Consider the following 20737-nt stretch of genomic DNA (forward strand, 5'->3'; position numbering starts at 1 on the left):
AGTGTGCGGAACTACTGCGGCGCGCCGTCCCACGCGGGCAGCGTGGCGCCGCGATAAACCTTCAGGATTGCGGCGGACACATTGGGTTGCTGATAACTCTCCACGAGGTCATGGACCCACGGCGCGTTCGCGTCCTGCTCGTTCACGGCGATGAAGTTGCGATACGGATTGTTCGGCACCTTCTCCTGCGCGATGCGTTCCTGCGGAATCTTGATGCCCGCCTTGATGGCCCAGTCGGTGTTCACGACGGCCGCATCGAGGTCACCGATGGCACGGCCGACGATGCCGGCATCGAGTTCCTTGACGTGCAGATTCTTCGGATTCCGTTCGATATCGCGCGCCGTCGGCAGGAGACCCACGGCGGGCTTCAGCGTGATGAGGCCGAGCGATTGCAGCAGGAGCAGCGCGCGCCGTTCGTTGCTCGGGTCGTTTGGCACGCCCACTGTCGCGCCTTGCGGAAGGTCGGCAACGGACTTCACCTTGCGCGAATAGAGGCCGATGGGCTGCACATAGGTGTAGCCCACGGGCACGATCTTGTAGCCGCGCGCCTTGATCTGCGCCTCGAGGTAGGGCTTGTGCTGAAACGAGTTGGCGTCGAGGTCATGCTGGGCCAGCGCCTCGTTGGGCTGCGTGTAATCGGCGAACGTGGTGACCTTGATGGCGAGACCATGCTTTGCCGCATTGGCGGCAACCACTTTCCAGACGTCTTCGTCCTCGCCGGACATGATGCCGACGCGAAGCGTCTTTTCCGTGGTTGCGGCCGAGGCGGCATTCGCAATACTCCAGCCGAGAAGGAGCGCTGTCAGCGCCGTACCGAGCAGTTTTCGTTTGTGCATGTGGGGGTTCGTTTTGGGGTCGACAGGGCTCGATGCTAGAGAACGGCATGACGGGCTGACAAATATTTTTGTCTGCGTTCGTCATGCAGTGCGTGGTTATATGGACAGGTCGAATCGTGCATTAGAAAGGGTGCCGCCGGGGCCATCATTGGGCACACGCGGTGAGCGCCTGTACCAGAGCATCGTGTCCGGAGGGGTTTTGAAAGAACGCTTCCAGCGTCGTGTGTTCTTCTTTGGCGATCTGCGCGAGACATCGCGCGTTGTTCACCGGAACGCTTTTCATTGCAGAGACGGCGGCCGTGACGAATAGCGCGATGGATATTGCGGTGATCGTGAGCCCTGCAATCCACTTTTGTGCGTCACGGGTTATCGCCCGGCGTTGCTTGCGTGGCGCGATGCACTTCTTCGATTCTCGTATCGCAGTGCCTTTCATGCTGGCTCCATTTAGTTAGCATCACAACTATTTGTGATCAAAAAAAGCGTTAGCCCAACGCCTTTCTGACGTCCCGCATGCTGCTGATCGTTGTGTCGAACAAGCCGGTCCCGATTCGTCCGCGCAGTGCCTTGGCGACGTTGGCGCTTGCCGCATTGATCGGTTTGTCGAGCGCCTTGCCCGCGGCCGTGGGGTATAGACACCATTCTCTGCCGTCGGATTTTCCTTGCCGGCGCTCCACGAGCTTCTTCTGGCAAAGGTTGTCGACGAGCCGCGTCGCCGTGGGACGGGCAATGCCCAGCATGTCGGCGACCTGGCTGGCGAGACATCCAGGCGAGGCGAGCACGACGCGCAAAACGAAGCCCTGCGGCGGCGTGAGGTCGAATGGGGCATAAACGGCGGTCCATTCTCGCTCAACGAGGCGGGCCAGGGCAGCGGAATTGAAATACAGGCAGTGATCGAACATGGCGGCGATTAGACCATGAAGTGGTTAGCAACGCAATCATATGTGGCTTCGTGTCAGCATGGAAGTTCTCCAGGCGCGAACCGACGCATTTCGGCCCGTAGGCTTTCCTTGCCCTCATCCTCGCCGCCCATATCACTCCCGCTTCGAAGCATTCGGTATTCTGGCCGGGACGCGCGCGCGGCGCGCTTTTAAGATAGCGGGTTGAACCCGCTCCCATCCCGTGCTGGAGGCAAGACCCATGTCCTTATCATCCGAGTCCGACTTCTCATCGATTCAGCGGACGATTGACCGTCTCGTGCAAGACTTCGCCGCAACGGCTGCCGAGCGCGACGCACGCGGCGGCACGCCGAAAGCGGAGCGCGATGCGATTCGCGGCAGCGGCCTGCTCGCGCTCTCCATTCCGAAGCAGTACGGCGGGCAGGGCGCGAACTGGATCGAAACGCTTGATACGGTCAGGCAGTTCGCGCGCGTGGACAGCTCCATCGCGCACGTCTACGGTTTTCATCATCTGCTGCTGGCCACGGTGCAACTGTTCGCGCGGCCCGCCCAGTGGGAGCCCTGGTTCGAAGAGACAGCACGCCACAACCGGTTCTGGGGCAACGCGCTCAATCCGCTCGACAAGCGGACGGTCGTGCGTAAAGTCGATGGCGGCTATGAGTTTTCAGGCCGCAAGAGCTTTTGCTCCGGTGCGTTCGATTCGGACATGCTGATTGCGTCCGGCGTGGATGAAGCCAGCGGCAAGCTGCTGATTGCCGCGGTGCCCACCGCGCGCGCGGGCATCACCATCCCTTCGGACTGGGACAGCTTCGGCCAGCGTCAAACCGATAGCGGCAGTGCCGCGTTCGATCAGGTACGCGTTCAGGAAAGCGAAATGCTGCTCGATCCGGGGCCGCTCAGCACGCCGTTTGCGTGCCTGCGGCCGCTGCTTGCGCAATTGATCTTCGCGCACCTGTTTCTCGGCGTGAGCGAAGGCGCGTTCGCGCAGATGAAGCACTACACGCTGCACGAGTCGCGGCCTTGGTTCAAATCGCCCGCGAAGAGCGCGAACGAAGATCCTTACACGCTGTTGCGCTATGGAGAGTTTTGGGTAGGCCTGGAAAGCGTGCGGCTTCTCGTGCAGCAGGCGGCGTCGCGCTTCGACGCGGCATGGAACGAAGGCACGGCGCTGGACGAAGCAGGACGAGGGCAGGTGGCCGTGGCGGTGGCAACGGCGAAGGTAGCGGCCACGCGCGTGGGGCTCGATCTGACGAGCCGGCTGTTCGAAGTGGCCGGTGCTCGGGCCACGCAAGGCGCGCTGCGACTCGACCGCTTCTGGCGCAATCTGCGCACGCAGACGCTGCACGATCCCGTCGATTACAAGCTTCAGGAACTCGGCGAGTGGGCGTTGAACGATACGTTGCCGTCGCCTTCTTTCTATTCGTAGACGACTCGCTGACGGATTCCTGCGGGACCACCGCAGGACCGCTCAGGACCGTGGGGACCGCTGCGTCATTCCGGACCTATATACGGGCACGTCCGCCGTTGTCCCGTTACCTTTTATTACGCCGCCTTCCCGCTTTCCCCGCCGGTGCTCACGCCGGCGGGCGATTCCCCGTCGCAACGATGGCTTCCCCCTCAAGTTTGTCCCGTGCCCGACGATAACCCGGACATACAGGTTGCTGGAACGGACCGCAGCAAGCGAGCACCACCACCATCGTCCTGTTACTCAACCGGATACCCAACCGAATTCATTAGAGGAAGCCATGCTGAACATCAACACCAACATCCTGTCGCTGACGACGCAGACCAACCTGTCCGGTTCGCAAAGCGCCTTGTCGCAAGCCATTACGCGTCTGTCGTCGGGCAAGCGCGTGAACACCGCCGCTGACGACGCAGCCGGCCTCGCGATCGCCACGACGCAAACCGCCGCCATCAACGCGCTGAACCAGGGCGTGATGAACGCGAACAACGGTATCTCGATGGTGCAAACCGCCTCGGGCGCGATCTCGTCGACCGTGGCCAACCTGCAGCGTATCCGCCAGCTGGCCGTGGAATCGGGCGACGGCTCGCTCGGCTCGGCAGCGCAAGCGAACCTGCAGACTGAAGTCACGACGCGTCTGACGGAAATCAACCGCGTTGAAACGCAAACGACGTTCAACGGCCAGAGCGTGCTGGGCGGCCTCGGCAGCGTGAACTTCCAGATCGGCGCATCGGCCAACCAGACGATCACGGCGAACTTCGGTTCGACCACGTGGAATGCGTCGGGCCTGGGCGTTTCGGGTATCGACATCTCGACGACCTCGGGCGCGCAGAACGCGATCACGGCGATCGACGCAGCCCTCTCGCAAGTCAACAACTTCCAGGCAACGCTGGGTGCAACGCAGAACACGTTCCAGTCGGCCATCAGCAACACGCAGACGGAATCGACCAACCTGAATGCCGCGCAGTCGCAGATCGTCGACGCGGACTTCGCTTCGGAAACGGCGAACCTCTCGAAGGCGCAAGTGCTGCAACAAGCCGGTATCTCGGTGCTCGCGCAAGCGAACTCGCTGCCGCAGCAAGTGCTGAAGCTCCTGCAATAAACGTCCACGCAGTACCTTCGGTGACGCGCCTCTTGCGGGGTGCGTCACTTTTTTTGGAACGGGCTCTACGCGGCTTTCGGGCGGCGTAGGGCTCGTTTCGCTTTTGGGGCTCGTTCTCTGGTCCTTTGGTTGCCCACCGAGCCGGCCAGCATGGCTTTCTCACGTCGATAACGCCCTGAAAATAGGGCGCAATAAAACGCCTCCGGTACGGCAATTGCTCATTCCCCGTGCCGAAACGCGCAGCCCACGGCGGACTCTGCATCGGCAAGACACGCAGTCTTCGCGGCCTTCGGGCCGCGCGGGAGACGCACATGCACCGCTTGCTCCACCTCCGCGAGGTACAGACCCGCGCCACCGCGCGCCGCGGTACGGCCTTCGCGACAATGGCATGCCTCATCGTCGCAATTTGCGCGTCGTGCGGCGGGGGAGGCGGTGGATCCGGCAGCGCAGCCGCAACGTCCACGCCGTCCGCGCCGGTCAACACCACGGTATCGTCCCCCACGGACGTGCTCATGTATCACAACGACGCCGCGCGCACAGGCCAGTACCTGGCCGAACCGACGCTCACGCCGGCCAACGTCAATCCCGCGCATTTCGGCAAGGTCGCGTTCCTCGCGGTGGACGGCAAAGTGGACGCGCAGCCGCTCTACGTGAGCAGCCTCTCGATGGGCGGCACGCCGCACAACGTGGTCTACGTTGCCACCGAGCACGCCAGCGTCTACGCATTCGATGCGGACACCAACACGCCGCTCTGGCAGCGTTCGCTGCTGGGCTCGGGCGAGACCACGAGCGACGATCGCAACTGCCAGCAAATCACGCCTGAAATAGGCATTACCGCGACACCGGTGATCGATCGCACGCGCGGCGCGAATGGCGTGCTCTATGCCGTCGCCATGAGCAAGGACGCGAGCGGCGCCATTCACCAACGCCTGCACGCGCTCGATCTCACGACGGGCGCCGAGGCGCTCGGCGGGCCGGCGCAGATCGCCGCGACCTATCCCGGCGCGGGCGCGAACAGCAGCAACGGCGTGACGGTGTTCGATCCGCAGCAATACGCGGAGCGCCAGGCGCTCGCGCTCGTCAACGGCAACGTGTATCTGGGGTGGACCTCGCATTGCGATCAGGGCGTGTATGGCGGCTGGGTGATGGCGTACAGCGCCGCCACGCTCACGCAGACCAGCGTGCTCAATCTCACGCCGAACGGCAGCGAGGGATCGGTGTGGATGTGCGGCGCGGGCATGGCCTCGGACGGCACCTCGCTCTATCTGCTCGACGCGAACGGCACGTTCGATGCCACGCTCGACGCACAGGGCTTTCCGTCGAGCGGCGACTATGGCAACACGTTCTTGAAGCTCGCGACTTCGCCTCGCCTCGCAGTCGCGGATTATTTCGCGACCTTCGATACGGCGGCGCTTTCGTCGCGAGACCAGGACCTCGGCTCGGGCGGCGCGCTGGTGCTGCCCGATCTCGCCGACGCGAGCGGCACCGTGCGTCATCTTGCGGTTGGCGCCGGCAAGGACGCGAAGATCTACGTGGTGAATCGCGACGCCATGGGCAAGTTCAACAGTTCGACCAACGTGATCTGGCAGGAGATAGACGGGCAACTCGCGGCCGGCGTGTTCGGCATGCCGGCGTTCTACGGCAACACGGTCTACATCGGCGCGCTCGGCGATCACCTCAAGGCGTTTCCGATCAACGCTGCACGTCTCGCCGCTACGCCGGCTTCGCAAAGCGCGGGCACGTTCCAGTATCCGGGCGCGACGCCCAGTATTTCCGCGAACGGATCGAGCAATGCCATCGTCTGGGCGGCGGAGAACGGCAGCGTCGCGGCGCTGCACGCGTTCGACGCCGGCAATCTCGCCAACGAGCTGTACAACAGCAACCAGGCCGGCTCGCGAGACGCGTTCGGCGCCGGCAACAAGTTCATCACGCCGATGATCGCGCATGGGCACGTGTATGTCGGCACGACCAGCGGCGTGGCGGTGTTCGGACTGCTGCCGTAGTGCCTTTTACAGAAGAGAAAGGCCGGGCACGCCGCATGCGCGCTCTCACGACAGCATCCCGATGAGCACTCGAGTACGTGAGGTGGATATGCAGAACGCCGAAGCCAATCCTACCCAGCAGCAGCAAAAAGAGATGGCCGCGAAAAGCCCGGCCAAGACGCCCGCGGCCGGTGATTCGCCCGACGCCGCCACGCAGGCGAAGGAGTTCGGACAGACCCGGCACGCCAGCTCCGCCGAGGCGACTTCGACCCGCGATAAGTCCGCGTTGCCGTCCATCGACATGGACAAGGTGACGCGCGAGGCGGGAGACCCGGTGCAGCGCGCGAACAGCCGCATTGTTTCCGTGGACAGCGCGGGCATGGACGCCACCGACAACACCGTAGACACCGACGGCAAGTCGCTGGAAGCGAAGCGGGACGCGTCGGTCTGGCACGACAACGTCGTTACGTCGAATGCCACGCTCGACAACTACATTCCGGCGCCCGCAGCCGGGCTGGGCGGCGTGGACAGCAGACCGGCCGGCAACCTGCCGGAGGTGAGGGCGCGCGACGGTTATCGCGTGGTGTATTGCGGCACGGTGTACCGCGAAGAGTCGAACGGCACGAAGGCCGAACAGATGATCCGGTTCGAGCGCATCGGCAACGATCCGGAATAGCGGTTCGCGCGAAGCGAACGGGCGGGGCGGGGCTGGGCTGGGAGGTGGGGGCTTTGCCGCGCGACTTGCAACGCTGCCGCCGCGCCGCTTGTGCGGGCCGCGGCAGCGTTATGGGCTGAAGGTGGGCTTGAGAGGGGCGGGGACCAACGCGGGCTGCGCCACGCCCCGCTCAAGTAGCCCGCTCAAGCCGCCTGATTAAGCCGCCTGATCGCCGCCCGCCAACGCACGCCGCAGCAATTCGTCGACGAGACCGTTCATGCCTTCAGGATGCCCGGCCGCGCGCGCCTTGAGCGCTTCCACGAGCTCGCTGTCCAGCTTGCACGCGAACGGCACGAGCCCCTTCGCCTGGTCCAGCTTGCGCTGCTCCTTGCGGCTCACGGGTGCTTCGGTCGCGCCCTTGCCGAAGCGCTCGGAGTGCGTCTGTTTCATCGAATGAGTCAGCTTGAGCGCCTTGTTCTTCTCAAGGTCGGTTTTCTTCATTGCCATACGAGGGCTCTTTTCGGGAATCGGAGAGCCCGTATTGTACGCACCGGCCACGCGGGGTCTTCGCTTTCAGCTTTGGGGCAGGCGCTGCATGAAGCGGCCGACCAGCGCCGCTACTTCGTCTGCGCGTTCGTCTAGCGCGAAATGACCGGCGTCGATCACGTGAATCTCCGCATGGGGCAGATCGCGTTGGTACGCCGCGGCCTCGGCCACCTGGAACGACGGATCGTAGCGGCCCCACACCACGAGCGTGGGCGGCTGTGTCTTCCTGAGCCACGCCTGCCACGCGGGATACGACGCCACGTTGGTCCGGTAGTCGTAGAAAAGGTCGGTCTGGATTGCCTTCTGCCCCGGGCGTGTGAGAAACGCGTATTCGTCGGTCCACAGGTCCGGGTCGTAGCGCTCGGGATGCGGGCTCGTGCCCACGTGACGCTGCTTCGTCGTGTCGAACGAAAGGAAGGTGCGCTGCAAGTCGGCTTCGTTGGCTTCGCGGTTTGCCCAGAACGCGCGGCGCTTTTCCCACAGCGGGCCGAGACCGTCTTCGTGCGCCACCGCGTTCTGCACGATGAGCCCGGTCAGGCGCTCGGGATGCGCAAGCGCGAGCCGAAAGCCGACCGGTCCGCCGTAGTCCTGCACATACATCGCGTAGCGCCGCACGCCCAGCGTTTCGAGGAAGTCGTTCGTGACGGCCGCGAGATGGTCGAACGTGTAGGCGAAGTCCTGCGGTGCGGGCGCATCGCTATGGCCGAAGCCGGGGTAGTCCGGCGCGATCAGATGGTAGCGCTCCGAGAGGCGCGCGAAGAGCGGCTCGAACATCCGCGACGACGACGGAAAGCCGTGCAGCAGCAGGATAGTGGGCGCATCGCTCGGGCCGGCTTCGCGATAGAAGATGTCGAGGCCGTCCACCTTCACGGTGTGGTACGTGGTGGGGTGGCGCGGCGCGCCGGCATTGACGGCACGTGCATGGCTGGCTGAACCTGAAGCTGAGGCCGAAGCCGAGGCCAACGCGGCCGACGCGCCCAGCGTGGCGAGTACGGCAAGCAGAATTTTCTTCATGACGGGTCCCGATCGATGATGCGAGTCGCACGGCGTGCGGTTGTCGCGATGGATGTGAGTCTAGGATCGGGACCCTTGCGGCGGAAGTCGTCGAGGGTTTTAAAGTCAGTTCACCTGGAGTGGACAATGCGCCGGGTCTTTACCTGCGCTCATCCTCCACATACGCCCGAATCACTTCCACAAACGACGCATCCCCATGCAGCCCCAGCCGTTCGGCCCGCGAGGTGTCCCAGCGGCCCGGCCAGCTCACCACGATCTTCGCGATGCGGTCGTCCACTTCATGGCGAATGCGCTTCACTGCGTCGTCGCCGGCCACTTCGCGCAGCGCCGCGATCATCTCGTCCACGCTGACCGAGATGCCCGGCAGATTGACGACGCGCCGGTTGCCCGGCAGCGCATCGAGCACCGCGGCGTCGAGTTCGCAGCCCGCCACTAGCGCGTCGATGGCGCGGCGCGGCGAGAGCAGCCACAGGCGGGTGGAGCGCGGCACGGGGCACACGCTCGTCTCGCCGTTCAGCGGCTCGCGAATGATGCCGCTCGCAAACGACGACGCCGCCGCGTTCGGCCGCCCCGGCCGCACACTGATGGTGGGCAGGCGCAGCACGCGGCCGTCCACGAAACCGCGGCGCGTGTAGTCGTTGAGCAGCAGTTCCGCCATCGCCTTCTGCGTGCCGTACGACGACTGCGGGTTCAGTGCAGTGTCGTCGCGCACCACGTCGGGCAGCGTGCCGCCGTAGACGGCGACCGAACTCGTGAACACCACACGCGGACGGTGCCCGCGCGCGCGGCACACCTCGAGCAGCGTGCGCGAGGCGTCCAGATTGATGCGCATGCCCAGATCGAACTCCGCTTCCGCCTGGCCGCTCACGATGGCGGCGAGGTGGAACACGGCGGCCGTGTCGGTATCGATGGCCTGTTCCAGCACCGCGCGATCGGCGATGTCGCCCACCATCGTCTTCACGCGCACATCGCTGAAATCAGGGGCCGCGGCCACGTCGAGCAGCACGAGCGTCGAAATCTTTTCGGCGCGACCGTTCGGGCCCGCGAGTTCGCCGCGTTCAAGCAGCCTGCGGGCGAGGCGCTGGCCGAGAAAGCCGGCGCCGCCGGTGATCAGTACCTTCATGTCATGTGCCTCGTTTGAATGGCTGAAACAGCAACGGTGATGGTTGCAGATACAGATTCGAATGGAGCCGCAAGACCGGACCGCGCCTCACAGATAAGGCTTGAGCCAGCCAAGCCCATCGGAGGTGCCCGCCTTCGGCCGGTACTCGCAGCCAATCCAGCCGTCGTAGCCCAGCGCATCGATCAGCTCGAACAGGTACGGGTAGTTCAGTTCGCCGATGTCCGGCTCGTGCCGCTCCGGCACGCCCGCAATCTGGATGTGGCCGATGCCCGCGAAGTCGCGCTTGAGTTTCATCGCGAGGTCGCCTTCCACGATCTGGCAGTGGTAGCAGTCGAACTGCACCTTCAGATTGGGCGCGCCCACTTCGGCGCGAATCGCATGCGCGTCGTCCTGGCGGTTGAGGAAATAGCCTGGCATGTCGCGCGTGTTGATGGGCTCCATCAACACGGTGATGCCCTGTGTGGCAGCGGTTCGCGCGGCATAGGCGAGGTTCGCGACGTAAGTCGCGTGATAGCGCGCGCGGTCTGCGCCCGCCGCGACGAGCCCGGCCATGACATGCAGCTTCGTGTTGCCGAGCACGCTGGCGTAGCGCAAGGCCGTATCGATGCTGCGCTTGAACTCGTCTTCGCGGCCCGGCAACGCCGCGATGCCGCGTTCGCCCGCGACCCAGTCGCCGGGCGGCGCGTTGAAAAGCGCCTGTACGAGGCTGTGTTCGTCGAGCTGGGCGCGCAGCGCCTCAACTTCGAAGTCGTACGGGAACAGATATTCGACGGCCTTGAAACCGTCGCGCGCGGCAGCGGCGAAGCGGTCGAGGAACGCGTGCTCGTTGTACATCATCGAGAGGTTGGCAGCGAAGCGAGGCATGGCGGCAAGTCCTGAAAGGTGAGTGGGGCGCAGGGCACGCTCGCGACGTGTCCGCGCAGATTATGGGTTGACCCGCGTCGTCGGCGTGAGCCACGGCAAGGGTGCCGATCACGTAGCGGCTCGCGGAGCCTGTGCTTACGCAGTGCGGAAACCCTTCCACGTAGCCGCGTCCACATGGCGTGCAAAAAACGGCTACCAGCGTGCGCCGAAAGTCGAGCGCAATTCGTCGATGGCTGTTTCGGCAAGCGGCTCGGGCCTCGGTTGCGTCATGAGCCAGAGCCGTGCTGTCTCCTCGAGTTCTTCGAGTGCATACGACGCCTGCGAGACCGACTCGCCCCACATCACGGGGCCCAGGCGTTCCAGTAGCACGCCGCGCACGCGATCCGCGAGTGCTGCCACTTCGGCGGCAACCTCGGGGTCGCCGGGCCGGCGATAGCGAATGAGCGGCACGTGTCCCACTTTCATCACGTAGTACGGCGTGATGGGCGGCACCACGTCGGTCTCGCGCCACACGCCCGCGAGCGTGAGCGCGACGAGATGCGTGGAATGCGTGTGCACGACGCCGTGCGCTGCCGCATTGCGTGCATAGATGCCGCGATGCAGGGTCAGCGTTTTCGACGGCCTGGCGCCCGAGACGGCCACACCGTTCGCGTCCACCTTCGCGATCTGCGCGGGATCGAGCCGGCCGAGGCACGCGTCGGTGGGCGTGATGAGCCAGCCGTCCGCGAGGCGTGCGCTGATGTTGCCCGCGCTGCCCACGGCATGACCGCGTGCATAGAGGCTCGCGCCCACCGTGCAGATTTCTTCGCGCAGCTTCGCTTCGGCGCTCATCAGCGGGCTCCTTGCAGTTCGCGCAGCGCCTTCTCGAAGAAGTCCACGGCGCCGAAGTTGCCCGACTTCAGCGCGAGGCCGAGCGGCCGCACGCCGATGGTCGCGGTGGCGGGCACGCCCGGGTCGATCTGCGCGCCGATCTGCAACGACTTCACGCCGAGTGCCTGCACGACCGCGCCCGAGGTCTCACCGCCTGCCACGACGAACTTCGTTACGCCGGCTTCGCGCAGGCCCTGCGCGATGGCGGCGAGCGTGCTTTCCACGAGGTGCCCTGCGGCCTCCACGCCGAGTGTCTGCTGCACGGCCTTGACTTCGTCGGTCGTGGCGGTGGCGTAGATCAGCACGGGCTCGGGCAGATGACGGCGCGCAAAGGCGAGTGCTTCGTCGACGACAGGCTCGCCGCGCGAGGCCGCGAGCGGGTCGATGCGAAACGCCGGACGATGCGCGCGCCACGCGGCCACTTGGGCGTTGGTCGCCTTCGACGCGCTGCCGGCCAGCACCGCGGCATGGCCTTCGATGCGCGGCAGCGCGTCCGCGTCGTCGCGTTCGGGCAAGAGCCCCGCTCGGCGGAAATTCGCGGGCAGGCCGAGCGCGACGCCGGAGCCGCCGGTCACGAGCGGCAGGTCCGCGCACGCTTCGCCGAGCACGTAGAGATCGCGGTCTGTGAGCGCGTCCGCAATCGCGAGGCGCACGCCTTCGGCGCGCAGCTGGTCGATGGAGGCCCGCACGGCCGCGGCCCCCAGCGCGATCGCGTCGTAGCGAACCAGGCCGACCTTCGATGCCGTCTGCCGTTGCAGCACGCGCACGAGGTTGGCGTCTTTCATCGGCGTGAGCGGATGGTGCTCCATGCCCGACTCGTTGAGCAGCGCGTCGCCCACGAAGAGATGCCCGCGGTAGACCGTGCGTCCGTTTTCGGGGAACGCGGGGCAGGCAATCGTGAAGCCGCGGCCGGAGGCATTGGCCAATGCATCGCTCGACACATCGCTCAGTGCATCGAGCAGCGCATCGGCCACGGGGCCGATGTTGCCCGCGTCCGTGGAATCGAACGTCGAGCAGTACTTGAAGAAGAACTGGCGACAGCCCTGGGCGCGCAGCCATTCGAGCGCGGCGAGCGATTGCGCGACGGCGTCCGCAGCGGCAATCGTGCGCGACTTCAGCGCGACGACGATGGCGTCGGCGGCGAGCATCGGCGCGCCGTTTGCATTTTCGTTTGCGTCGGGCTCGGGCACGCCGATGGTCTGCACCGTGCGCATGCCGCTCTTCACGAGCATGTTGGCGAGGTCGGTGGCGCCCGTGAAATCGTCGGCAATGCAGCCGAGCAGGGGACGGGAAGCGGCTTGGGCGGTTTGGATTTCGGTATCGGTACTCATGAGGGGCTCATGAAAGACGTTCTTTGCGGGCCTTACAACGCTCGATGCGCTGCGGCGGCAGATCAGCGGGCGCCCGGCAGCGTGATGCCGGGGAAGGTCTTGATGACCGCGGCGTCGTCTTCGCCGCCGTGGCCGGCGCTCGATGCGCTCATGAACATCTGGTGCGCCGTGGCCGACAGGGGCAGCGGGAATTTCGTGCGGCGCGCGGTGTCGAGCACGAGGCCCAGGTCCTTCACGAAGATGTCCACGGCGGACAGCGGCGTGTAGTCGCCGTTCAGGATGTGCGGCACGCGGTTCTCGAACATCCACGAATTGCCGGCGCTGTGCGTGATGACGTCGTAGAGCGCATCGGGGTCCACGCCTTCGCGCAGGCCGAGCGCCATGGCTTCGGCTGCCGCGGCAATGTGCACGCCCGCGAGCAGCTGGTTGATGATCTTCACCTTCGACCCGGCGCCGTGCGCGTCGCCCAGCCGATAGACCTTGCCCGCGATGGCGGCGAGCACGTCTTCGCACGCGGCGTAGGCGGTGGCCGGGCCCGAGGTCATCATCGTCATCTCGCCCGATGCCGCGCGCGCGGCGCCGCCGGAGACGGGCGCGTCGAGCATCTGCACGCCGGCCGCGTCGATACGCTTGCCGAGCGCCAGGGCGAAGTCCGGCGCGACCGTGGCGCTCGCTATCACGACGCTGCCCGGCTTCATGGCAGCCACGGCGCCGTGCTCGCCGAACAGCACGGTTTCGGTCTGCGCCGCGTTCACCACGAGCGTGATCACCACGTCGCATTGCGCGCCGAGGTCGGCTGGCGTGGCGCAGGCCACGCCGCCTTCAGTAGCAAACGCTTCGAGCACGTGGGCACGCACGTCGCAGGCGTGCACGCGAAAACCGGCGCGCAACAGCGAGCGGGCAACGCCCAGGCCCATGGCCCCCAGGCCGATGACTCCAACATTTCGTGACATGGCAGATCCTGGTCATTCGCAAGAGAGAGCGGCGCGTTATTGCCGCCGCATTCGGCGCATTCCGCGCATTCAGCGCGTTCAACTGATGCCGGCTTCCGCGAGGCGGCGCGCGGCGTTGTACAGATGCGTGCGGGCGGCGTTGCGGGCCGCCATGGGGTCGCGCGAGCGAATCGCGTCCACGATGGCCGCGTGCTCTTCGCGGACCTGCCGCGAGAAGTCCTCGCGCGTGGCTTCGTTGCCGCGCGTCACCTTCATGCCCGCTTCGAGGTACTGGTTCAGAAACGAGAGCGTTTTGAGGAAGTACGGGTTGCCCGTCACGACCGCGATGGCGCGATGAAACGCCATGTCTTCGGCCACGCCGTCGCGGCCTTCGGCCACGGCTTCTTCGATGCGATGCAGGGCGGCGTCGATCTCTTCCATGCCGGCGGCGGTGCAGTGCAGGGCAGCCTCGGCGGCCACCTCGGCTTCGATGGCGCGGCGCACGGCGAGCAGATGCGCGAGCGAACCCGACGACTCCACGGCCTCCGCGTAATCGATGCGCAGCGGCCGGATGGCCGCATGCCGCGCGATATAGACGCCGCTGCCCTGGCGCGGCTCGACCACGCCTTCGCTCTTGAGCCGCGAAACGGCTTCGCGGATTACCGTGCGGCTCACGCCGAATTCGCGCGCGAGCACGGCTTCCGTGGGCAGCTTGCCGGTGCTGTTGAAGCTGCCGGCGTCGATCTGCGCGAGCAGTTGCTGGGCGACGCGCTCGCTCATGGCGGGCGCGGAAATGGTCTCGAACATGGTGCTTAGGTGATCGGGTGATATGGTCATCATACAAATCTGTGCGTACGACGACATCCGGGATAACCCTCGACGGCGGCGTGCTTCCGGTTGCCCTGGGTCCCCGCCGTTACGGCGACGGCGCGTCCGCGTAGATCACTTCCACGCCCATGCCGTCGAGCCACTTCGCGTATTCGGGCGCGAGGCCGCGGTCCGTCACGACCGTATGCACGCGGTCCATCGCACCGAACGTGGCGAACTCGCGGCGGCCGAACTTCTGCGAATCCGCGAGCAGATAGACGTGCCGCGCGGCGCCGATCATGCCGCTCTTCACGTGCAGGTCGATGAAGTCGGGATACGAAATGCCGCCTTCCTTCGAGACGCCGCCCGCCGCCAGAAACAGCTTGTCCACGAACATGCCTTCGAAGAACGCCGACGCTTTCTCGCCGGACACGGCAAGCGTCTCCGGCATGAACTGGCCGCCTGTGAGCATTACGCGGTTCGACGGTTCGTTGCCAAGCAGCATCGCGATGTTGAGCGCGTTCGTGACGATGCGCAGATGCTGGCGGCCCACCAGGTTCTTCGCCATTTCGGTGGTGGTGGCGCCGCAGTCGAGGATCATGGAGTCGCCGTTGCCCACCAGCGTGGCCGCCTTCGCGCCGATCCACACCTTGGCGGCCGTGGGTTGCAGGTGACTCATGCCCGTGCCGTCGAACATGTACGAGAGCGTCTTGAGGCGCACGAGCCCGTGCACGCGCTCCACGAGCCCGTCGCGTTCCAGCGCGTCGACGTCCTTGCGGATGGTGGGCATGGAGACGTTGAAGGTGCGCGCGAGGTCCGAGAGCCTCACGGCCTTCATGTCGCGCACGCTCGCGTAGATGTTTTCCCAGCGGGTTTTCTGATCCATCGTGCTTTCCGGTAGGGCGCCTGCGGGCCGGCCGTCGCATCGCGTCGTGGGCGGCGATGCCGGGCGCAGCTGCGCATGGCTTCTTGCGTATGGTTTCCGTCGATTATAGCGCGGCTTTCTTTTTGGAAAGTCGTGTGACGCGTTGCCCGCGCGCGAGAGCGTCTCTGTGCAGCGCGCAATGGCGGCTTGTCCGAGGCTATGCCTTACTTCGAGGGTATTCCCTGGCCCGGAAAGCATAGGAAACGCCTTGACTTTCTCTTCCCTGAAATAGAAACTGAAGACAAGCAAAAGGAAACAATTGGAAAGTACATGGAAAACCCATTCCGGCTCGATGAACCCGACCTGAAGGCGCGTGCGCGGGCCATCCGCAAGCGCATCTGCGTGATGAACGCGCATGCGAAGAACGGCCACACGGGCGCGGATATGTCCGAGGTCGACATTCTCGTGGCGCTCTACTTCCGGGTCATGCGTTACCGCGCCGAGCTGCCGCAGGCACCGGTCTGGCACGACCAGTTCGTGCTGAGCAAGGGCCATGGCGTGGGCGGTCTCTATTGCTGCTTCGCCGAGCTGGGGTGGCTCGCCGACGAGGAACTCTCCGGCTATCTGCGCGACGGCACGCGCTTGCCCGGCCACCCGGTGCGCCAGAAGCTGCCCGGGTACGTGACCGTCAATACCGGCGCGCTCGGGCACGGCATGCCCATCGCCACCGGCCTCGCACTCGCGAAGCGCCGCCAGGCGCCGGACGGCGGCGTGCCGGGTCGCGTGTTCGTGCTGACCGGCGACGGCGAACTCGAAGAAGGTTCGAACTGGGAAGCCGCGATGGCGGCCAGCCACTTTCGGCTCGACAACCTCGTCGTGATCGTGGACCGCAATCACCTGCAACTGGCGGACGCCACGAAAAACATCATGGATCCCGAACCGCTCGGCGAGAAGTTCGCCGCCTTCGGCATGGAAGTGCACGAGGCGAACGGCAACGACCCCGCCGAACTTTCGAAACTGATGGAAAGCCTGGATTTTCGCAATGGCAAGCCCAAGGCAGTCATCGCGCAGACCGTGAAGGGCCGCGGCGTGTCGTTCATGGAGAACGTGGCCGCCTGGCATCACAAGTACCCGAACGAAGACGAGCTCGCGCTCGCCCTGAAGGAGCTGGACCATGCATGAAGCGGCGGATCTGCGTGACGGTGTGGTCGGCGCGCTCACGGAGCTGGCCGACGGCGGCGCCGATGTGATCGTGATGGTGAGCGATTCCACCTCCACCTCGAAGATCGGCGCGTTCCAGAAGCGTTACGCCGACCGCGTGGTCAACGTCGGCATCGCGGAGCAGAACATGGTGGGCATGGCGGCGGGCATGGCGCTCGCCGGCCACGTGGTGTTCACGGCGAACGCGGCGCCGTTTCTGGTGGCGCGCGCCAACGAACAGGTGAAGAACGACGTCTGTTACAGCCAGACCAACGTGAAGATGCTGGGGCTCAACGCGGGCGTCGCTTACGGGCCGCTCGCTTCCACGCACCATGCCATCGACGACGTTTCGATCATGAGCGGGCTCGGCAATGTCCAGATCTTTGCACCGTGCGATGCGCTGGAGGCCGCGCAGATCGTGCGCTACGCGGCGACCTTCGAGGGCCCGGTCTATATCCGGCTCGACAACGCGAAATTTCCCGTGCTGCACGAGGCGGACTACGCCTTCCAGCCCGGCCGGCCCGACGTGCTGCGGCGCGGCCAGCCCATCGACGAAGCCGGCGGGCGGCGCGTGGCGATCGTGGCGCTCGGCTCCGTGGTGGGCGAGGCGTTCGCCGCCTGCGAGGCGCTCGGCGCGCGCGGCGTGGCGCCGACGCTCGTGAACCTCTCGTCCATCCGGCCACTCGACTCCGACCTGCTCGCCGACATACTGTGTGCCCACGACGACATCGTGACCGTGGAAGAGCATTCGCTGCACGGCGGCATCGGCGCGCTGATCGCGGTGCAGCTTGCAAGGCGCGGCGTGGCGCGGCGGCTGCGCATGCTTGGCGTGACCGAAGGCGAGTTCGCGCACTACGGCACGCGCGCCGGTATTCGCCGTTACTACGGCATCGACGCGCAGGGCATCGAAAGCGCGGTGCTGGAGCTGGTCGGCATGCCGCTCGCAGCGGCGTAGGGCCTCAGGGCCTTAGGGCCTTATGGCCTGATGGCCTGATGGCCGCGGGGCGGCGCCCACGCAAAACCCACCTAAAAATCCCGGCCTAAAGCATCCGACGAAACAGGCAGACATTCAGGAGATGGGCATGGCAACGCAGTACGACATGTCGTTGAGACACGGCGTCGATTTCAATTTCCGGCTGGATGGCCAGGTGGCTGTCGTGTCGGGCGGCTTGGGCGGCATCGCCATGGCCACCAACGAAGCGCTGATCGCCAAGGGCGCGCGCGTTGCGATTTTTTACCCGCGCTTCGAAGAGGAGCGCGTGGCCGCCGCCATCGAAACGCTGGGCGCCGACCACGCCGCAGCCTTTCCCTGCGACGTGGGCAACGAAGACGACGTGGCCGCGGCCGTGGACGCCGCAGCCGAACGCTTCGGCGCGCTGCATCTGCTCGTGAACGCGGCGGGCACGATCACGCTCACGCCCGCCGAAAACATCACGCTGGAAGAATGGCGCCGGCAGATCGACGTGAATCTGACGGGGCCGTTCCTGTGCTCGAAGCACTTCGCGCGGCATGTCTTCGCACGCGGGCATCGCGGCAAGATCATCAACATCGCGTCGCAGGCGGCCACGGTCGCGATCGATCAGCACTGCGCGTACACGTCGGCGAAGGCTGGCCTGATCGGCATGACGAAGGTGCTCGCGAAGGAATGGAGCCGGCGCGGCATCACGGTGAACACCGTGTCGCCCACGGTCGTGCTAACGCCGATGGGCGCCGCCGCGTGGGAAGGCGAAAAGGGCGAGCGCATGAAGGAACTGATTCCCGCAGGCCGTTTCGCCTATACCGACGAGATTGCCGCTGCGATCCTGTTCCTCGCATCGAACGGCGCGGACATGATTACGGGCGCCGACCTGATGATCGACGGCGGATACACGATCTGCTGACGCGGCCGGGTTTTGCGCTGTGTTTTTGCGCTGTGTTTTCGCGCGCGGCTGCCTTGGCGTTCTGCGTGCCGGTGGCGCGAGCAGGGTGCGGCGCCAATGCGCGAGTCGAGCCGCGAGTCGAGTCGCGTGCCGAGCCGCGAGTCGAGCCGTGCAGCAAAGGGAAAAACAGGAGACGAGACGTGAGCAAGTCCATCGAAAACAGCGTTGAACTGCCGGACCGCGCAGCCGGCCGTTCCGGCGCCGCCGGTGCTGGCAGTGCCGCTGCCGGGTTCTCGCGCCGCGCGTGGCTTCCCGTGCTGCTCGAACAGGGGCCGCTCATCAGCCTCGTGCTGCTGTGCGTGGTGATCTCGCTTCTCACGCCGTCGTTCCTCTCGGTGCGCAATCTGCTCAACGTGCTGGATCAGATCACGGTGCTCGGCATCATGGCGCTCGGCATGACGGCGGTGATCATCATCGGCGGCATCGATCTTTCGGTGGGCTCCGTGCTGGCGCTCGCCATGATGGTGATGGGCTGGCTCGCCAACACCGCGGGCCTGCCGTTCGTCGTCGCGATTCCCGCGAGCATTCTCGTGGCCGGGCTGTGCGGCCTCGTCTCGGGGTTGCTCAACGTCGTGATGCGCCTGCCCGCGTTCATCGCGACGCTCGCGATGATGTCCGTGGCGCGCGGGCTCGCCAACATCATCACGAACGGCGAGCAGATCGTGGGTTACCCGGACTGGTTCACGGCACTTTCCATCGACCGCCATTTCGGCTTTCTTTCCGCGACGGTGGGCCTCTTCGTCGCGCTGATGGTGGTGGGCTTCGTGATCCTCAAATACCGCGCGGCGGGACGCAGCCTCTACGCCATCGGCGGCAGTGCCGAGGTGGCGCGCCTTGCGGGCATCAAGGTGCGTGCCACCACGCTCGCGGTCTACACGCTGTGCGGCGCGCTGGCCGGCGTGGCGGCGGTGGTGCTGGCGAGCCGCCTGGACTCGTCGCAGCCCAGCGCGGGCACGGGCTACGAACTGGACACCATCGCGGCCGTGGTGATCGGCGGCGCGAGCCTCGCGGGCGGCACGGGCACGGTGCTCGGCACGGCCGTGGGCGTGCTGACCATCGGCGTGCTGCGCAACGGGCTCAACCTCATCGGCGTGTCGCCGTTCGTGCAGCAGATCGTGATCGGCCTCGTGATCGTGCTCGCCGTGGGTGCCGACACACTGCGCCGCCGCAACGCCGCGTAGGGATCTGGCCGGCCGCGGCTCGCTTTTCACTTGCCGCAAGCCGGGCCGTATGGCGCAGGAATGCGCGGGCCGTTTCATCGCTTCCGGGCGGCTTCGCTTCGAGCCGCTTCGCTTCCGGGCCTCTCCGCTTCAACGGCATCACCTCAACCGCGTCACCTCAACCGCGTCACATCAACAACAAGCATCACCAGGAGACAGACATGAATCGACGTTCCGCCAGTGCATCCCTGCTTGCCCTTGCTGCCTCGCTCGGCTTCGCGCTGGCCGCGCCCAGCGCGTCGGCGGCGGGCACCACCACCATCGGTCTTGCCGTTGCGAACCTGCAGGCCGACTTCTTCAACCAGATCAAGCAGTCGGTGGAAACCTACGGCAAAGAGAAGGGCGTGAACGTCATCACGGTCGACGCGAAGGGCGATGCCGCCACTCAGGTCAACCAGATTCAGGACCTGCTCACGCGCAAGATCGACGCGCTCATCTACATTCCGGCCGGCGCGACGGCTGCCGGCGTGCCGGTGCGCGCCGCGAAGGCCGCGGGCGTGCCCGTGATCGCCGTGGACCGCAACCCGCCGGACGCCCCGGGCAACACCTTTATCGCGACCGACAGCGAAGCCGCCGCCGAGCAACTGGGCGAGTGGATCGTGAAGCAGACCAAGGGCACCGCGACGCTCGCCGAACTGCAAGGCCAGTTGGGCACGACGCCTGAACTCGCGCGCGAAAAGGGCTTCAGCAAGGCCATCGCGAAGGCGCCGGGCATCAAGGTAGTGGCGCGCCAGCCCGCCGAGTGGGCGCAGGACAAGGGCTTCGCGGTGGCGCAGGACATGCTCCAGCGCAATCCCAACATCAACGTGATCTTCGGCCACGCGGACGCAATGGCGCTGGGCGCCGCGCAGGCGGTCAAGGTCTCGAACGTGGGGCACAAGGTGCTGATCGCCGGCTTCGACGGCGACTTCGCCGGCCTCAAGGCCGTGCGCGACGGCGTGATCGACGTGACCATGACGCAGCAGACGCAGCGCATGGGCCGTATGGCCGTGGACTCTGCGCTTGAGCTCATCGCGAAGAAGAGCGTGCCGGCCCAGCAGCTGCTGCCCGCTACGCTCACCACCAAAGAGAACGTCGGACCGTTCATCTCGCAGCATCCGTAACGGAGTTCAT

The 20737-nt window shown here is 65.7% G+C and carries 21 protein-coding genes; 9 read left to right on the top strand and 12 right to left on the bottom strand.

What is annotated here, in order from left to right; all coding sequences use genetic code 11:
* Positions 1–11: 11 nt before the first annotated feature.
* The 3 genes from P2869_RS22190 to P2869_RS22200 all read right to left on the bottom strand — a co-directional run bounded on the left by P2869_RS22190 (position 12) and on the right by P2869_RS22200 (position 1735).
* The gene (locus P2869_RS22190) at positions 12–836 is read right to left on the bottom strand and encodes a MetQ/NlpA family lipoprotein (RefSeq protein ID WP_277599573.1); all 825 of its coding nucleotides are present in this window, start codon (positions 834–836) and stop codon (positions 12–14) included.
* A gap of 145 nt (positions 837–981) precedes the next feature.
* Entirely contained in the window at positions 982–1269 is a 288-nt protein-coding gene (locus P2869_RS22195; RefSeq protein WP_277599574.1) for a hypothetical protein, read from the bottom strand.
* Between the two features lie 49 nt (positions 1270–1318).
* Entirely contained in the window at positions 1319–1735 is a 417-nt protein-coding gene (locus tag P2869_RS22200) for a MarR family winged helix-turn-helix transcriptional regulator (RefSeq protein WP_277599575.1), read from the bottom strand.
* A 238-nt stretch (positions 1736–1973) separates the two neighbouring features.
* Here P2869_RS22200 and P2869_RS22205 point away from each other — a divergent pair, with 238 nt between their 5' ends.
* From P2869_RS22205 to P2869_RS22220, 4 genes are all read left to right on the top strand, one after another.
* Positions 1974–3158 (top strand): acyl-CoA dehydrogenase family protein, encoded by a 1185-nt coding sequence (locus P2869_RS22205; RefSeq protein ID WP_277599576.1) that lies wholly within the window; start codon positions 1974–1976, stop codon positions 3156–3158.
* A 319-nt stretch (positions 3159–3477) separates the two neighbouring features.
* Complete coding sequence (locus P2869_RS22210) at positions 3478–4296, top strand: flagellin domain-containing protein (RefSeq protein ID WP_277599577.1); 819 nt, start codon at positions 3478–3480, stop codon at positions 4294–4296.
* Between the two features lie 383 nt (positions 4297–4679).
* Positions 4680–6299, top strand: a complete 1620-nt coding sequence (locus P2869_RS22215; protein ID WP_277599931.1) for a pyrrolo-quinoline quinone — start codon at positions 4680–4682, stop codon at positions 6297–6299.
* Between the two features lie 88 nt (positions 6300–6387).
* Positions 6388–6954, top strand: coding sequence for a DUF3005 domain-containing protein (locus P2869_RS22220; RefSeq protein ID WP_277599932.1), 567 nt, complete (start codon positions 6388–6390; stop codon positions 6952–6954).
* A 195-nt stretch (positions 6955–7149) separates the two neighbouring features.
* On the opposite strand, the gene P2869_RS22225 is transcribed toward P2869_RS22220, so the two are convergent.
* The 9 genes from P2869_RS22225 to P2869_RS22265 all read right to left on the bottom strand — a co-directional run bounded on the left by P2869_RS22225 (position 7150) and on the right by P2869_RS22265 (position 15306).
* Positions 7150–7440, bottom strand: a complete 291-nt coding sequence (locus P2869_RS22225) for a hypothetical protein (protein WP_277599578.1) — start codon at positions 7438–7440, stop codon at positions 7150–7152.
* Between the two features lie 66 nt (positions 7441–7506).
* Positions 7507–8493 (bottom strand): alpha/beta hydrolase, encoded by a 987-nt coding sequence (locus tag P2869_RS22230; protein WP_277599579.1) that lies wholly within the window; start codon positions 8491–8493, stop codon positions 7507–7509.
* 139 nt (positions 8494–8632) lie between these two features.
* Positions 8633–9616, bottom strand: a complete 984-nt coding sequence (gene denD, locus P2869_RS22235; protein ID WP_277599580.1) for a D-erythronate dehydrogenase — start codon at positions 9614–9616, stop codon at positions 8633–8635.
* An 87-nt stretch (positions 9617–9703) separates the two neighbouring features.
* Positions 9704–10480: a 2-oxo-tetronate isomerase gene (gene otnI, locus P2869_RS22240; RefSeq protein WP_277599581.1), complete on the bottom strand. Its 777-nt coding sequence runs from the start codon at positions 10478–10480 to the stop codon at positions 9704–9706.
* Positions 10481–10672: 192 nt separating this feature from the next.
* A complete protein-coding gene (locus P2869_RS22245) occupies positions 10673–11311 on the bottom strand; it encodes an aldolase (protein ID WP_277599582.1) in 639 nt (212 codons plus the stop codon).
* Positions 11311–12681, bottom strand: a complete 1371-nt coding sequence (gene otnK / locus P2869_RS22250) for a 3-oxo-tetronate kinase (protein ID WP_277599583.1) — start codon at positions 12679–12681, stop codon at positions 11311–11313. Before otnK ends, P2869_RS22245 begins: the two co-directional genes overlap by 1 nt.
* A 62-nt stretch (positions 12682–12743) precedes the next feature.
* Entirely contained in the window at positions 12744–13634 is an 891-nt protein-coding gene (gene ltnD, locus P2869_RS22255) for an L-threonate dehydrogenase (protein WP_277599584.1), read from the bottom strand.
* 78 nt (positions 13635–13712) lie between these two features.
* Positions 13713–14420, bottom strand: coding sequence for a FadR/GntR family transcriptional regulator (locus tag P2869_RS22260; protein WP_277599585.1), 708 nt, complete (start codon positions 14418–14420; stop codon positions 13713–13715).
* A gap of 109 nt (positions 14421–14529) precedes the next feature.
* Positions 14530–15306, bottom strand: a complete 777-nt coding sequence (locus P2869_RS22265; protein WP_017778258.1) for a DeoR/GlpR family DNA-binding transcription regulator — start codon at positions 15304–15306, stop codon at positions 14530–14532.
* Positions 15307–15615: 309 nt separating this feature from the next.
* Between P2869_RS22265 and P2869_RS22270 the strand changes: the two genes are divergently transcribed.
* The 5 genes from P2869_RS22270 to P2869_RS22290 all read left to right on the top strand — a co-directional run bounded on the left by P2869_RS22270 (position 15616) and on the right by P2869_RS22290 (position 20727).
* A complete protein-coding gene (locus P2869_RS22270) occupies positions 15616–16467 on the top strand; it encodes a transketolase (protein WP_042303194.1) in 852 nt (283 codons plus the stop codon).
* Positions 16460–17440 (top strand): transketolase C-terminal domain-containing protein, encoded by a 981-nt coding sequence (locus tag P2869_RS22275; protein WP_277599586.1) that lies wholly within the window; start codon positions 16460–16462, stop codon positions 17438–17440. Before P2869_RS22270 ends, P2869_RS22275 begins: the two co-directional genes overlap by 8 nt.
* A 127-nt stretch (positions 17441–17567) precedes the next feature.
* Positions 17568–18365, top strand: coding sequence for a GolD/DthD family dehydrogenase (locus P2869_RS22280; RefSeq protein ID WP_277599587.1), 798 nt, complete (start codon positions 17568–17570; stop codon positions 18363–18365).
* A gap of 179 nt (positions 18366–18544) precedes the next feature.
* A complete protein-coding gene (locus P2869_RS22285) occupies positions 18545–19585 on the top strand; it encodes an ABC transporter permease (protein ID WP_277599588.1) in 1041 nt (346 codons plus the stop codon).
* Positions 19586–19785: 200 nt separating this feature from the next.
* A complete protein-coding gene (locus P2869_RS22290; RefSeq protein ID WP_017778263.1) occupies positions 19786–20727 on the top strand; it encodes a sugar ABC transporter substrate-binding protein in 942 nt (313 codons plus the stop codon).
* Positions 20728–20737 lie beyond the last annotated feature (10 nt).

Source organism: Paraburkholderia sp. SUR17 (assembly GCF_029536165.1).
In the GTDB taxonomy this organism is placed as follows: domain Bacteria; phylum Pseudomonadota; class Gammaproteobacteria; order Burkholderiales; family Burkholderiaceae; genus Paraburkholderia; species Paraburkholderia kururiensis.

Bases quoted from the DNA above. Each gene is read 5' to 3' on its own strand.
- P2869_RS22190 (WP_277599573.1), bottom strand. From the start codon at position 836: ATGCACAAACGAAAACTGCTCGGTACGGCGCTGACAGCGCTCCTTCTC.
- P2869_RS22195 (WP_277599574.1), bottom strand. From the start codon at position 1,269: ATGAAAGGCACTGCGATACGAGAATCGAAGAAGTGCATCGCGCCACGC.
- P2869_RS22200 (WP_277599575.1), bottom strand. From the start codon at position 1,735: ATGTTCGATCACTGCCTGTATTTCAATTCCGCTGCCCTGGCCCGCCTC.
- P2869_RS22205 (WP_277599576.1), top strand. From the start codon at position 1,974: ATGTCCTTATCATCCGAGTCCGACTTCTCATCGATTCAGCGGACGATT.
- P2869_RS22210 (WP_277599577.1), top strand. From the start codon at position 3,478: ATGCTGAACATCAACACCAACATCCTGTCGCTGACGACGCAGACCAAC.
- P2869_RS22215 (WP_277599931.1), top strand. From the start codon at position 4,680: ATGGCATGCCTCATCGTCGCAATTTGCGCGTCGTGCGGCGGGGGAGGC.
- P2869_RS22220 (WP_277599932.1), top strand. From the start codon at position 6,388: ATGCAGAACGCCGAAGCCAATCCTACCCAGCAGCAGCAAAAAGAGATG.
- P2869_RS22225 (WP_277599578.1), bottom strand. From the start codon at position 7,440: ATGGCAATGAAGAAAACCGACCTTGAGAAGAACAAGGCGCTCAAGCTG.
- P2869_RS22230 (WP_277599579.1), bottom strand. From the start codon at position 8,493: ATGAAGAAAATTCTGCTTGCCGTACTCGCCACGCTGGGCGCGTCGGCC.
- denD (WP_277599580.1), bottom strand. From the start codon at position 9,616: ATGAAGGTACTGATCACCGGCGGCGCCGGCTTTCTCGGCCAGCGCCTC.
- otnI (WP_277599581.1), bottom strand. From the start codon at position 10,480: ATGCCTCGCTTCGCTGCCAACCTCTCGATGATGTACAACGAGCACGCG.
- P2869_RS22245 (WP_277599582.1), bottom strand. From the start codon at position 11,311: ATGAGCGCCGAAGCGAAGCTGCGCGAAGAAATCTGCACGGTGGGCGCG.
- otnK (WP_277599583.1), bottom strand. From the start codon at position 12,681: ATGAGTACCGATACCGAAATCCAAACCGCCCAAGCCGCTTCCCGTCCC.
- ltnD (WP_277599584.1), bottom strand. From the start codon at position 13,634: ATGTCACGAAATGTTGGAGTCATCGGCCTGGGGGCCATGGGCCTGGGC.
- P2869_RS22260 (WP_277599585.1), bottom strand. From the start codon at position 14,420: ATGTTCGAGACCATTTCCGCGCCCGCCATGAGCGAGCGCGTCGCCCAG.
- P2869_RS22265 (WP_017778258.1), bottom strand. From the start codon at position 15,306: ATGGATCAGAAAACCCGCTGGGAAAACATCTACGCGAGCGTGCGCGAC.
- P2869_RS22270 (WP_042303194.1), top strand. From the start codon at position 15,616: ATGGAAAACCCATTCCGGCTCGATGAACCCGACCTGAAGGCGCGTGCG.
- P2869_RS22275 (WP_277599586.1), top strand. From the start codon at position 16,460: ATGCATGAAGCGGCGGATCTGCGTGACGGTGTGGTCGGCGCGCTCACG.
- P2869_RS22280 (WP_277599587.1), top strand. From the start codon at position 17,568: ATGGCAACGCAGTACGACATGTCGTTGAGACACGGCGTCGATTTCAAT.
- P2869_RS22290 (WP_017778263.1), top strand. From the start codon at position 19,786: ATGAATCGACGTTCCGCCAGTGCATCCCTGCTTGCCCTTGCTGCCTCG.